This is a genomic window from Aeromicrobium chenweiae, assembly GCF_003065605.1.
GTDB lineage: Bacteria > Actinomycetota > Actinomycetes > Propionibacteriales > Nocardioidaceae > Aeromicrobium > Aeromicrobium chenweiae.
The window spans coordinates 537,866-550,366 of the sequence record NZ_CP026952.1 but is presented as its reverse complement, the minus strand read 5'-3'; the positions used below and the strand labels follow the sequence as shown (position 1 = coordinate 550,366).

Genomic DNA, 12,501 nt, shown 5'->3' with positions numbered 1-12,501 from the left:
GTGCTTGCAAAAGTTAGCAAATGCAAGCAGTCCGGCTTGCGACCTGAGTCACACTGTCTGGAACCGCAGGTCAGAACGTGGGTCGGACCTCGCCGACCTGCTTGCCGCCACCCAGGACGACGGGACGCTCGCGCAGCAGCGGGGCCTCCACACCGGCCAGCTCGAGAGCCCGGTTCATGACCACGTAGAGGGGGCGCTCACCACCGTCCTCGATCTTCAGCGCGTACGCCGTGCCGTCCGGGAGCGCGGCGACGTAGACGCTCTCGGCGCCGGACTTGGCGACGATCCCCGGCACCGCCCGCATGAGCTGCAGCTCGGCCCGGCGGGTGCCGCTCACGTACTCGGGGTGCTCGCCCATCGCCTCGACCAGCCGAGCACCGGACGACCCTGCCGGCTCCTGGACGATCCGGCCGATCGCCCGTGCGAGCTGCTGCAGGGGCGTGGCGAGCAGCGGGGCGCCGCAGCCGTCGACGCCGACCACCGACGGCGGACCGTCCGTGAGCTCGGTGAAGGTCTCGGTGATCGTCACCTGCAACGGGTGGTCCGCGTCGAGATAGTTCTCGGTCGGCCAGTCGTTGACGGCACAGGTCAGCAGCATCGCGGCGTGCTTGCCGGAGCAGTCCATGAGGATCGGGGCGCGCACCCCGCCGGCGCGGAGCAGGTCGGCGTGCACGTGCGGGTCCAGCGGGTACGACGGCGGCGTCTGCAGCGCGGACTCGTCGAGACCGGCGAGCGCGAGGATCTCGCGCACCGCCTCGAGGTGGAACGGCTCACCGGAGTGGCTCGCGGAGGCCAGCGCCAGCAGGCGACCGTCCAGGGGCAGGCCCGCGCGGAGCATCCCCATGGCCTGGATCGGCTTGTTGGCCGAGCGAGGGAACACGACGGTCCCCGGGTCGCCCATGGACCAGATGACCTCCCCGGCGGGATCGACGCCCACCGCGACGCCACGATGACGGCTCTCGACGAGCCCGGAACGGATCACTTCTGCCAGGACATCCACGCCGACCAGCCTAGGCCGCCAGACCCCGAGGGCTTTCGCGCTGGTGAATTCTTGGCTTACCCTCATAGAACTGGTCGGCTCGACCGAGCCGCTTTCCCACCAGCAAGGTCGTCCCTCATGCTCTCTTGGTTCGTCCGGCTGACTCCCCCTTCTCCACGAACTAGGGTCTCCTCCATGCGCCTCCCCGTTGTCGCCGGTCTCGTCGGCCTGCTCGTCCTGGCCGGCCTCCAGCCCGCGGCCGCCGCGTCCAAGCCGAGCAAGGTCGGGCTGGTCTCGTTCGTCGGTGCCGACTACTCGCGCTCGCACAGCACCGCCAGCCTGACGCTGGACTGGCCCAACGCGCCGCGGGCGAAGAAGTACCAGGTCTTCATGTCGAAGTCGTACTCGATGAAGAAGGCGAAGACGTTCTCGGTGAAGTCGAGCAAGATCAAGATCTCGAAGCTCTCCGCCGGTCGCGACTACTTCTTCCGGGTACGTGGCATCAACGGCAAGAAGAAGGGCAAGAAGTCCAACCGCGTGGGACACACCACGATCGTGCGTCCCGGCCCCTCGAAGGGTCTCGTGCCGATCCGCGTCATGACGTACAACCTGTGCTCGGCGGTCTGCGACCAGAAGGCCACGACCCGCTACCCGTGGATGAAGACCGCGACGTCCGGCAGCGCCGCGCCGCGCCAGCCGGCAGCCCTGGAGCGCATCGCCGCCGCGAACGCGGACGTCCTGGCGACCCAGGAGGCCAGCGCGCTCAAGACGCCCCCGCCGGGTTACGCCGAGGCCATCAACGCCAGCGCGAAGCGCCTGTACTTCCGCGAGTCCCGCCTGCAGCTCGCCGACAAGCCGGCGTACACGTACGAAGCCGGCGACAAGAACGGCTGCCGGGCCACGACGTCGCCGGACGCCCAGGCCGGGCACATCTTCCTCGGCTGGCACTCGAAGGGTTGTCGCTACGCCGTCTGGGCCGAGCTGGTTGACAAATCCACGGGCCGGCACTTCTTGGCCGTCAACGTGCACACCGTGGCCGGCACGTCCGCGACCGCGGTCGCCAACCGTCGCTCGGAGATGGACCTGCTGTTCGCCGGGGTCGCGCAGATCAACCGCCAGAAGCTCGCGGTGGTGTTCGCCGGCGACTTCAACTCGCACAAGAACCGCACCCCGGACGTCGTCGGCGCCGCGATGCGCAGCCACAAGTTCCGCGACGCGTTCGACCTGGCCCGCACGCTGGACCGTCAGCACTACAACAGCTACAACAACTTCAAGACGGCGCCGGTCATCAGCTACAAGTGGGGCGACCACGTCGACCACGTCTTCGTCGACCCGTCGCGCAGCCGGGTGGACGCCTGGCGCAACATCGTGCTGATCGGCAACGACGGACGGCTGGTGAAGCCCATCCCGTCGGACCACAGCCCGCTCGTCGTCGACGTGAGGCTCGGCTGATCCCTGCGGCGTCCCGAGCAGGCGCTGCGCTCCGACAGGACCATCGGCTCGGCGCGTCGTAGTATTCAGCCACCCTGTCCGTACGCCTCTGGAGCACTCCCGTCGTCACTCGAAGAAAGATCGGTCCGCCGCGCCGCCGCGCCGAGCTGTCCGGACGACCCGCGCCCCAACGCGTGGCCGGACGGCGCCGCAGGCGTGACCTGCGGCGGCTGCTGATCGTGGCGCTGTGCGTGCTGGTGGTCGGGGCGCTCGGGATCGGGCTCTCCATGACGCAGGCGGAGGAGCAGAAGGCTGCGAAGCAGAAGCTCGAGGCGCCGACCGGCTTGTCGGCCAGGCCCCTGACACCGACCAGCGTCGTGCTCGACTGGCGCGGCTCGGACAACGCCGAGGAGTACGTCGTCAAGGTGGGCCCCGACCGGGCGCTCACGCGGGCCGTGGTCGCCAGGGTCAAGGCGAGGCCGGGCACCCGCACCACGACGGTCACGCTGTCGGACGTCAGGGCGACGACCCCCGGCGTGGACCAGTACTACCGGGTCGACGCGATCAAGGACGGCAAGATCAGGTCCTCGCGCACCGCGCGGTTCCGGCTCAAGCCGGGTGACGTCCGTCGTCTGAAGGTCCGCACCGTCACCCCCGGCGGGGTCAAGGTGACCTGGCGCAAGGCCGCCAACGCCCGCCAGTTCGACGTCGCGATCGCGCGTGACAAGCGTTTCTCCAAGAAGGCCACGACCGTACGGACGCTCGGCACCGTCCGGACGTTCATCACGAGCGGGCTGCGCCCCGACACCGACTACTGGATCAAGGTGCGGGCGGTCAACGGCGACCAGCTCGGCGGCTTCACCAAGCCGGTCAGGTTCACGACCGGGGTGCGCGAGTCGTCGTTCCGCGTGGGGACGTGGAACGTCTGCTCCGAGAAGTGCGCGGACTACGACAGCCGCGCCCGCATCATGGCCTCGTTCATCAACGCCAACCGGATCGACATGTTCGGGCTGCAGGAGGCCGGCGGGGAGCGGGTCGGCGCGACCACGAACGCGATCTTCAGCGGCGGCTCCCAGGGATTCGTCCGCGCGGAGGGCGGGGCCAGGGCCCGCTACATCTTCTACCGGCCGGCGCTGTTCCGGCAGATCAGCGGCGGCAGCTTCCCCATTGGCGACGGGCGCGACACCACCTGGGCCAAGTTCGAGACCAAGGACACCAAGCGCACCTTCTACTTCGTCGACGTCCACCTCGAGAACGGCAAGAGCGGCGACGCCAATGCGAAGCGTTCGCGCGAGATGGACGTGATGCTCGCCGAGATGGCCCGGATCAACGACACCGGAACCCCCATGGTCTACGCCGGCGACTTCAACTCCGGCACGCACCGCTCCGCGGACGCCCCCGGGGTCAAGATGCGAGCGGCCGGGTTCGCCAACTCGTTCCTGCAGACCAAGGACGTCACGAACGGCCGGATCAGCACGAGCCACTCGTTCGCCCCGACGGTCCTGATGGCGGGCGCCCACGTCGACCACATCTGGGTCTCCCGGGACTTCGACGTCGAGTCGTGGGCGCAGCTGGTCCGGCTCGACGGCAACAGCTACGCCAAGCCGGTCACCTCCGACCACAACCTGCTCAGCGCCGTCGTCGCGCTCGACGCCGCCAAGGCGTCCCTCGGCGACCCGACCCCGACGACCACCGTCGGGGAGCTCACCCCGTGACGCCACCGACCAGAAGGACACCATGACCTCGCCCGAGAGCCTCGAGACGTTCCACGCCGTGATCCCCGCCGGAGGCGCGGGCACCCGGTTGTGGCCCCTGTCCCGGGCGTCGCACCCCAAGTTCCTGCTCGACCTCGACGGCTCCGGACGATCGCTGCTGCAGCACACGTGGGACCGGCTGCGCGAGCTGATCCCGGCCGAGCGCATCCACGTCGTCACCGGCGTCGCGCACGCGGACGCGATCCGTGCCCAGCTCCCGGAGCTGACCGGCCTGATGGTGGAGCCCTCCCCGCGCGACTCCATGCCGGCGATCGGCCTGGCGGCCGCGGTCATCGGGGCGACGGACCCCGACGCCGTCATCGGCTCGTTCGCCGCCGATCACGTCATCGAGGACCAGCAGGCCTTCGCGACCGCGATCACGCAGGCCGTCGCGGTCGCCCGCACCGGCCTGGTCACCACGATCGGCATCACCCCGGCCGGGCCGTCGACCGCGTTCGGCTACATCGAGTCCGGCGCCGGCCTCGACGTCGCGGGGGCGCCGTCGGCGCGGGCCGTCACCGCATTCGTCGAGAAGCCGGACGCCGAGACCGCGGCAGCGTACGTCACGGGCGGCCGGCACAGCTGGAACGGCGGCATGTTCGTGACCCGCACCGACGTGCTGCTCGATCACCTCGCCCGGCTGCAGCCGGGGCTGCACCAAGGGCTCGTCGCCATCGCAGCGGCCTGGGGCGGCGACCGTCGACAGGACGTCCTGGCGGCCACCTGGCCGAGCCTGACCAAGATCGCGATCGACCACGCAGTCGCCGAGCCGGTCTCCCTCGAGGGCGGCATGGCGGTCGTGCCGGGCACGTTCAGCTGGGACGACGTGGGTGACTTCGCGGCCCTGCAGGACGTGGGCGCCGCGTCCTCGCCGGACACCGTCTGGATCGACGGGAGCGGCCTCGCCCTCGCGTCGGACGGCACCACGATCGCGGTCGTCGGCCTCGACGACGTGGTCGTCGTGCGCACTGCGGACGCCCTGCTGGTGACGACCCGGGCCCACGCCCAGCGGGTCAAGGACGTCGTCGCCGAGCTCAAGGCACGCGGCCGCACCGACCTGGTCTAGGCCTGCGGCGGGGTGCCGTCCTGCTCGCGCTGGTCGCCGTTGTCCATGCGGCGCCCCCGACGGACCCGGCGCTCGCCGAACGGCAGCACCAGGTCGACGAGCTCGGCGGTCGGCGCGTCCGGGCTCGGGGTGTACGCCTGGGCGACCTCGCCGGTGCCGAGCACGCGGACGTCCCCGTCGTCCGGGCCGGCGTACATCGAGTCACCGCGGGCGAGCTTGAGGTGGTCCCCGGCGGCGTTGACGAGCTCGACCTCGCCGCCGGTGCACACCACGATGCGGTGCGGGGCGGGCGGCAGCAGGACTCCCTCGGGCTCGGCCTTCGACGACTGCGTGACGGCGAGCGCGAACTCGCGCACGTCCGGGTTGAAGACGTCGGTCGAGAACCCGAACGGCTCCGGCGTGACCCGGGCCAGTCGCGACATGCCGCGCTCGAGGCACTGGACGAGGCCGGACGGGTTGAGCGGCTTACTGGTCAGGCCCGCCCGCAGCACGTTGTCGGACGCCGCCATGATCTCCAGGCACATCCCCTTGAGGTGGGCGTGGATGATGCCGGCGCCGAGGAACGCGGCCTCACCGGGCTGCAACGTCAGCCGGTTCAGCGTGAGGGAGATGATGACCCCGACGTCGTCGGGATAGTGCTCGGCGATCTCGACGGCGGTCACGTAGGCCCGCTTGACGTCGATGCCGGCCTCGACCAGCTCGCGGCACGCCTCCACGACGGCGGTGATCTCGTCGGGACCGATGTCCTCGGTCAGCAGGCGCTCCACGAGCCGGATGATCCCGCGGAACCCGGGCACGGCGCGCAGGCCCTCGCCGAGGCTGCGGGCGAGCGGGGTGTCGATGCCGTGCAGGACGCGGAGGATCTCGGCGGTCGGCCGGAACCCGACCAGGGTGTCGAAGGTCGTCAGCGCGTACGCCATCTCGGGCTTGTGGTGCGGATCGCGGTAGGTGCGCTCGGGTGCGTCCAGGGGGACGCCCGCAGCCTCCTCCGCCGCGAAGCCGGCCTGCGCCATCGTCTGGCTCGGGTGCACCTGCAAGGACAGGGGCCGGTCCGCCGCCAGGATCTTGAACAGGAACGGCAGCTCACCGGCCACGTCGGCCAGCGGGACCCGGTCCGCCGTGGCCAGCGTCGACGGCCCGAGCGGGTGGGTGCCCATCCAGATCTCCGCCAGCGGCGACCCGTCCGCGGACTGCCCCAGGAACTGGGGGATGTCGGACGAGGAGCCCCAGTCGTAGCGCCGCGAGGCGTTGTCCAGCAGGTACATGGGGTGACCTTGTCAGGGGAAGGGGTCGGAGGGGCCCCGCCAGTCTAGTGGCCCGCTGTCACTTGTGCCGGGGCTTCCGCGCAGGCTTGCCGCTCGAGGACCCCTTCGACTCGTACGAGCCCTTGTCCGGCGCCTTCGAGGGGTAGGGACGGTTCTCGTGCGACTTCTTCGGGTGCGGGTTGCCCTTGCGGTCCTCGCGGGTCCGGCGGATCGGCGGGCCGCTGTCGGGCTGCAGGTCGATCAGCTTGCCCGAGATGCGGGTGTTCGCGAGCGCCTCGAAGACCGCGTCGGGCAGGTCGGCGGGCAGCTCGACCAGGGTGTGATCCTGGCCGATCGTGATCTTGCCGAAGTCCGAGCGCTTGAGGCTGCCCTCGTTCGCCAGGGCGCCCACGATCGCGGACGGGCCGATCTTGTGACGCTTGCCGACCGCGACGCGGTAGACCGCGGCGCCCTCGGCCGGGAGCCGGTCGCTGCGGTCGAAGCCCGCGGGCTTCTTGCGCGGCTCGAAGTCGCGCTCGCGCGCCGCCTTCTTGGGCGGGTCGGGACGCAGGAAGAACTCCTTGTCCGTCTGGCTCATCACCGCAAGAGCAGCCGCGACATCAGTCATCGAGACGTCGTTCTCGCTGGCGTACTCCTCGACGAGCGTGCGGAACGCGTGGAACTGAGGCGAGCCCATGCTCGAGGTGATGGCCTGGGCGAAACGACCGGTGCGGCGCTCGTTGACCTCTTCGGCCGACGGGACGGACATCTCCTCGACGGGACGCCCGGAGACCTTCTCGATCGCCGACAGCATGCGCCGCTCCCGGGGCGTGACGAACAAGATCGCCTCGCCGGTGCGGCCGGCCCGGCCGGTGCGGCCGATGCGGTGGACGTACGCCTCGGTGTCGTGCGGGATGTCGTAGTTGATGACGTGCGTGATGCGCTCGACGTCGAGGCCACGGGCTGCCACGTCGGTCGCGATGATCAGGTCGATCTGCCCGGACTTGAGCTGGGCGACGGTGCGCTCGCGCTGCGCCTGGACCAGGTCGCCGTTGAGCGCGGCGGCCGAGTAGCCCCGGGCCCGCAGCTTCTCGGCGAGCTCCTCGGTGGCGGACTTGGTGCGGACGAACACGATCATGCCGTCGCCGGTCTCGACCTCGAGCAGGCGCGTCAGGGCGTCGAGCTTGTGGTGGTGCGAGACCTGGATCCAGCGCTGGCGGACCGTCGCGGTCGACGTGGTGGCCTTGGGGGTCGCGATGTCGACCGGGTCGTGCAGGTACTTCTTGGCCAGGCTGCGGATCATCTTCGGCATCGTGGCCGAGAACAGCGCGACCTGCTTGTACTCAGGCGTGTCGGCGAGGATGCGCTCGACGTCCTCCGCGAAGCCCATGTTCAGCATCTCGTCGGCCTCGTCGAGCACCAGGAACTCCAGCGCCGTCAGGTCCAGGCTGCCGCGCTCGAGGTGGTCGATGACGCGGCCGGGGGTGCCGACGACGATGTGGGCGCCCCGCTGCAGGCCCTGCAGCTGGAAGCCGTAGCCCTGGCCGCCGTAGACGGGCAGCACGCGGATGCCGGGCAGGTTGACCGCGTACGTGGTGATGGCCTCGCAGACCTGGAGCGCGAGCTCACGGGTCGGCGCCAGCACGATGGCCTGGGTCTTGGTGTTCTTCGGGTCGATCTTCTGCAGGATCGGCAACGCGAACGCTGCCGTCTTGCCCGTGCCGGTCTGTGCGAGGCCGACGACGTCCTTGCCCTCGAGCAGCGTCGGGATCGCCCGCGCCTGGATCGGGGTGGGCGTCTCGTAGCCGAGGGCGTTGAGCCGCTCGACGAGGGTGTCGACGAGGCCGAGGTCGGCGAAGGTCGGTGTGTCGACGGAAAGGTCGGAAGTCATGCAAAATCTCCTGGGTAGACGGCGCGGGACCGGATCGGTCGAGTCCCGTCCGACCAGTCGACAGCCCCAATGCATGCCCAGGTCGCGGGAAAATCTACGCGCTCACCTCCACGGTATCGGTCCAGCACCGCGGACGTGAAACCCACGCGACGTGTGATCGGACTCAGTCGGGCGGTGAGGGCCCGTCGCGGGGCGTGCGCCCACCCCTTGTCCACGGAGCGGACACCACGTCTCGATGTCGTACCCTGTGCGCTGTGCGCCGGGACGTCGCACGCGAAAGGGGATCTGACGTGAGGCACACCCTCGGCGTGCGAGCAGTGCTGCGACGGTGGCCCACCGTCGCGGTCGTGACCCTCCTCGGCCTCGCCGTGGCGGCGTTCGGCCTCTCGTCGGCCACCGAGAGGTACACGTCCCACGCCGACGTCCTCATCACCCCGCCGGCCGACCGCGGCACGACCGCGGTCGCGGAGCGCACGGTCGAGTCGTACGCCCACGTGCTCGGCGGGCGGACGATCGCGGCCGATGTCGCCAAGGAGCTCGATCTCGCCTCGGTCGGCGCGACGGACGACGACCTGTCCGCCGCGATCGTCGGGGACACCTCCGTCCTGCGCGTGACCGCCACCGCCGGGACCGGCGAGCAGGCGGCCGCTCTCTCGCGCACCGCGTCCGAGGCGTTCCTGACCTGGCTCGACGACCAGGAGTCCGGCTTGCAGGCCTCGGTGGTCGAGCCGGCCGCTGTGCCCTCGGCCCCGTCGAGCCCGCAGCGCGCCCCGTGGCTGCTCCTCGGCGGCCTGATCGGCCTGCTCCTCGGCCTGGCGGTCGCCGCGGCCCGCACGCTCGCCGACAGCAGCGTGCGCACGCCGGCCGAGCTCGAGGACATCGTCGGCGCACCGGTGCTGGGCGCCGTCGCCTACGACAAGACCGCCGTCCAGACCCCGCTCATCACGTCGCTGGGCACCCACCACCCGCGGTTCGAGGCCGTCCGGATCCTGCGCACCAACCTGCAGTTCCTCGACATCGACCGTGAGCACACGGTCATCACGATCACCAGCTCGGTCCCGGGCGAGGGCAAGTCCACGACCGCGACGAACCTGGCGATCGCGATCGCGCAGACCGGCTCGCGGGTCGCGCTGGTCGAGGGAGACCTGCGCCGTCCCCGCGTCAGCGAGTACCTCGGCATCGAGAAGACCGTCGGCCTCACGACGGTCCTGGTCGGCCGGGTCGATCTCGACACCGCGCTCCAGTCGGCCGGCACACCGGGGCTCGAGGTCCTGACGAGCGGCGCGCTGCCGCCCAACCCGTCCGAGATCCTGCAGACCGACGCGATGAAGGCCCTCGTCTCCGAGTTGCGCGATCGGTTCGACGTCGTCCTGATCGACGCTCCCCCGCTGCTGCCGGTGACCGACGCGTCGCTGCTCGCCTCCATCTCCGACGGGGCGATCCTGGTCGTGCGTCACGGCGAGACGGGCCGCGAGGACCTGCGGTCCGCGACCGCACGTCTGCGCGCCGTCAACGCCCGGCTGCTCGGCACGGTGCTCAGCATGGCGCCGGTCAAGGAGCTCTCCCGGCACGGCTATGGCTACGGGTACGGCTACGGCCCGGAGTACTTCCAGCGCGCGACCGCACCTGCACGCAGCCGAGGCGGCGCCCGCAAGGGCTAGGCCTGCGGCACCACGAGCCGGGATCAGCCCTGGACGGCCTCCGCGCCGACGAGCGCGTTGAGCCGGGCGGTGATCGTCGCGACGGCCTCGGCGATCTGGTCGGCGGTCGCGCGGTGCACCTCGGGGCCGCGACGGTACGGGTCACCGATGTCCACCTCGGCCGGTGCCAGGCTGCGCCGGAGGGCGGCCTGGGCGACCAGCTCTGCCGGACTGTCGGCCGAGACGATGCTGGACAGCGCCGCGAACTCGACCAGCGTGAAGCTGCGGCGCAGCGCCTGCGGGTTGAGGCCGAGCACGTCGGAGCGGTGGGCACGCGTGGCGGTCAGGATCAGGTCCGAGGAGTCCACGAAGTACGAGTTGATCGCCTGGGACCGGAACCCCTCCGCCGAGTGACCCAGGCGCTGGAGCTCCATCGCAGCCATCGAGTCCATCGGCTTGCGGTCCCAGCCCTGCACGCCGGCGCTCGCGACCTCGAACCGGGAGCTGTCGAGCTGGGCGCGCAGCAGCACCTCGATCAGGGGCGAGCGGCAGATGTTGGCGGTGCAGACGGCGAGGATCCCGAAGCGCGGCGCGCCGCTGCTCACGACAGCACCGGCCGGACGTGCAGACCGGCCTCGGGGTCCACCAGGACCTCCTGGGAGGCGGCCACGCCGTCGGCCTCGAGCGTCGCGGCGACGTCGACGTTGCGCTTGATCATCGCCAGGGCGATCGGACCGAGCTCGTGGTGGCGGGCGGCGGTGCCGACGAAGCCGACCCGGACGCCGTCGAGCATGACGTCGGAGCCGTGCGGCGGCAGGTGGTCGACGGAGCCGTCGAGCAGCAGCCGGACCAGGCGGCGCGGCGGGCGGCCCAGCGTGTGGACGCGGGCGACCGTCTCCTGGCCGCGGTAGCAGCCCTTGTCGAGGTGCACAGCGAGCCCGAGCAGGCCGGCCTCGTTCGGGATCGTCCGGTCGTCGGTGTCAAGACCGACCCGGACCAGCCCGGCCTCGATGCGCAGCGCCTCCCACGCCCACATGCCGACCGGGTCCCCCAGCTCGGCGGGCAGGTCGACGAGCGATGCGCGGGGCACGATCCGCCACACCAGCTCGGGCAGGCCGATGACCGCCCAGTCGTCCGAGACGAGGGCGACCTCCACCCGCATCATGAACCGCATCCGGTCGAGGAACTCCACGAGCGCGGCGCCTGCGCCGGGCTCGGTGTGCGCCCAGAAGGTCTCGCCGTCGTCCACGCCGGAGAACGCGTGCTCGATGCGTCCCTGCGGCGTCAGCAGGAGCACCTCGGTGTGGATGCCGGGGGCCAGGCCCTCGAGGAACTGCGTGGTCAGCGAGTGGAGCCAGGTGAGGCGATCGGGGCCGCTGATCGTGACGACGTCCCGGTGCGACAGGTCGACGAACGTGCCGCCGCGGGTCAGGCGGCGCTGCTCGGCCGAGATCGCGCCGTAGTGGGCCGCGACGCCGCCGTCGGGGGCGTCTCCGGGCACGGCGCCGGGCAGGGCGAGGAGCGGGCTGTCAGACACGCTTGAGCCGTCCCCACAGGTGCGACTGCATCTCCTGGCCCTCGGCGGCCATGTCCTGGGCGTACATCAGGTCGCCCTCGACCAGGCCGTACATCCGTTGTCCGGCGGTGTACTCCTTGGCCGTGGAGGTGCGGGCGACCAGATCGGTCGCCATCGTGATGCGCGGGCCGTCGACCTCGCCGTACCAGACCTCGGCGTACCCGGTCGGGTGCGCGAGGACCAGCTCGAGCTGCTTGTCGCCGGCCGGACGCAGGAAGCCGGTCTCGAGGGCTCCGGGACGCACCCGCTCCCCCGCCGCGTCGGTGATCCAGGTGCGGCTGAAGTAGTGCAGGAACGGGCGGGTGTCGTGCGCGAACACGAGCTCCTGCTCGTACGTGAACGGCTCGATCGTCGGGTAGTCGCCCTGCCCGTTGCCGTGCCACGTGCCGAGCAGCCACACCACGGGCATGAGGTCGGGGTGAAGGTCTGACGGGATCTCGAACGGCATGATCTCCAGTCTACTGGGCGCCGCTACCCTCGACGCATGAAAGCCGTCGTGCAACGGGTCACCCGGGCCAGCGTCGACGTCGAGGGCGAGACGGTCGGCGAGATCGGCGCGGGGCTCATGGTCCTGCTGGGCGTGACGCACGACGACACCGCCGAGGTGGCCGGGCGCCTGGCCGCCAAGATCTGGGGCCTGCGCATCCTCCGCGACGAACGGTCCGCCTCCGACGTCGACGCCGGCATCCTCGTCGTCAGCCAGTTCACCCTCTACGGCGATGCCCGCAAGGGACGACGGCCCACCTGGACGGCCGCGGCGCCGGGACCCGTGGCCGAGCCGCTGTACGACGAGTTCTGCGCCGCGCTGCGGCGTCTCGGCGCGACCGTCGCCGAGGGGGTCTTCGGGGCCGACATGGCCATCACGCTGACGAACGACGGTCCCACGACCCTCGTGCTGGAGATGTGAAGCAGGGCCCCTC

General features: G+C 71.0%; 11 protein-coding genes. 5 read left to right on the top strand and 6 right to left on the bottom strand.

Features of this window, described 5'->3' with window-relative positions; genetic code table 11:
• Window positions 1-70: 70 nt before the first annotated feature.
• Window positions 71-1,000, bottom strand: a complete 930-nt coding sequence (locus C3E78_RS02700; protein WP_235833750.1) for an asparaginase — start codon at window positions 998-1,000, stop codon at window positions 71-73.
• Window positions 1,001-1,174: 174 nt separating this feature from the next.
• Here C3E78_RS02700 and C3E78_RS18160 point away from each other — a divergent pair, with 174 nt between their 5' ends.
• The 3 genes from C3E78_RS18160 (at window position 1,175) to C3E78_RS02675 (ending at window position 5,230) form a co-directional block, all read left to right on the top strand.
• On the top strand, window positions 1,175-2,431 hold the full coding sequence (locus tag C3E78_RS18160; protein WP_159085788.1) for an endonuclease/exonuclease/phosphatase family protein: 1,257 nt from the start codon (window positions 1,175-1,177) through the stop codon (window positions 2,429-2,431).
• A 173-nt stretch (window positions 2,432-2,604) separates the two neighbouring features.
• Complete coding sequence (locus tag C3E78_RS02680; protein ID WP_108576860.1) at window positions 2,605-4,125, top strand: fibronectin type III domain-containing protein; 1,521 nt, start codon at window positions 2,605-2,607, stop codon at window positions 4,123-4,125.
• A 22-nt stretch (window positions 4,126-4,147) separates the two neighbouring features.
• Entirely contained in the window at window positions 4,148-5,230 is a 1,083-nt protein-coding gene (locus C3E78_RS02675) for a mannose-1-phosphate guanylyltransferase (protein WP_108576859.1), read from the top strand.
• Here the strand turns inward: C3E78_RS02675 and manA are convergent.
• Together manA and C3E78_RS02665 are read right to left on the bottom strand one after the other, a co-directional pair.
• Window positions 5,227-6,495 carry a mannose-6-phosphate isomerase, class I gene (gene manA / locus C3E78_RS02670; RefSeq protein WP_108576858.1) on the bottom strand — a complete coding sequence of 423 codons (1,269 nt, stop codon included), beginning with the start codon at window positions 6,493-6,495 and terminating at the stop codon, window positions 5,227-5,229. The two genes, C3E78_RS02675 and manA, sit on opposite strands and share 4 nt — an antisense overlap.
• Window positions 6,496-6,553: 58 nt before the next feature.
• A complete protein-coding gene (locus C3E78_RS02665) occupies window positions 6,554-8,365 on the bottom strand; it encodes a DEAD/DEAH box helicase (RefSeq protein WP_108576857.1) in 1,812 nt (603 codons plus the stop codon).
• 290 nt (window positions 8,366-8,655) lie between these two features.
• Between C3E78_RS02665 and C3E78_RS02660 the strand changes: the two genes are divergently transcribed.
• Window positions 8,656-10,026, top strand: a complete 1,371-nt coding sequence (locus tag C3E78_RS02660; RefSeq protein ID WP_135804909.1) for a tyrosine-protein kinase domain-containing protein — start codon at window positions 8,656-8,658, stop codon at window positions 10,024-10,026.
• 23 nt (window positions 10,027-10,049) lie between these two features.
• Here C3E78_RS02660 and C3E78_RS02655 read toward each other — a convergent pair whose 3' ends face one another.
• The 3 genes from C3E78_RS02655 to C3E78_RS02645 are packed head-to-tail and all read right to left on the bottom strand — an operon-like array spanning window position 10,050 to window position 12,029.
• Window positions 10,050-10,610, bottom strand: a complete 561-nt coding sequence (locus tag C3E78_RS02655) for an arsenate reductase/protein-tyrosine-phosphatase family protein (protein ID WP_108576855.1) — start codon at window positions 10,608-10,610, stop codon at window positions 10,050-10,052.
• On the bottom strand, window positions 10,607-11,542 hold the full coding sequence (ygfZ, locus tag C3E78_RS02650) for a CAF17-like 4Fe-4S cluster assembly/insertion protein YgfZ (protein WP_108576854.1): 936 nt from the start codon (window positions 11,540-11,542) through the stop codon (window positions 10,607-10,609). The genes C3E78_RS02655 and ygfZ overlap by 4 nt, the downstream gene beginning before the upstream one ends.
• Window positions 11,535-12,029, bottom strand: coding sequence for a heme-binding beta-barrel domain-containing protein (locus tag C3E78_RS02645; protein WP_108576853.1), 495 nt, complete (start codon window positions 12,027-12,029; stop codon window positions 11,535-11,537). The genes ygfZ and C3E78_RS02645 overlap by 8 nt, the downstream gene beginning before the upstream one ends.
• Before the next feature lie 36 nt (window positions 12,030-12,065).
• Here C3E78_RS02645 and dtd point away from each other — a divergent pair, with 36 nt between their 5' ends.
• Window positions 12,066-12,488, top strand: a complete 423-nt coding sequence (gene dtd / locus C3E78_RS02640) for a D-aminoacyl-tRNA deacylase (protein WP_108576852.1) — start codon at window positions 12,066-12,068, stop codon at window positions 12,486-12,488.
• The last annotated feature ends 13 nt before the right edge of the window (window positions 12,489-12,501 follow it).

Coding starts and splice junctions, on each gene's coding strand:
- C3E78_RS18160 (WP_159085788.1), top strand. CDS start 1,175: ATGCGCCTCCCCGTTGTCGCCGGTCTCGTCGGCCTGCTCGTCCTGGCC.
- C3E78_RS02675 (WP_108576859.1), top strand. CDS start 4,148: ATGACCTCGCCCGAGAGCCTCGAGACGTTCCACGCCGTGATCCCCGCC.
- manA (WP_108576858.1), bottom strand. CDS start 6,495: ATGTACCTGCTGGACAACGCCTCGCGGCGCTACGACTGGGGCTCCTCG.
- C3E78_RS02665 (WP_108576857.1), bottom strand. CDS start 8,365: ATGACTTCCGACCTTTCCGTCGACACACCGACCTTCGCCGACCTCGGC.
- C3E78_RS02645 (WP_108576853.1), bottom strand. CDS start 12,029: ATGCCGTTCGAGATCCCGTCAGACCTTCACCCCGACCTCATGCCCGTG.
- dtd (WP_108576852.1), top strand. CDS start 12,066: ATGAAAGCCGTCGTGCAACGGGTCACCCGGGCCAGCGTCGACGTCGAG.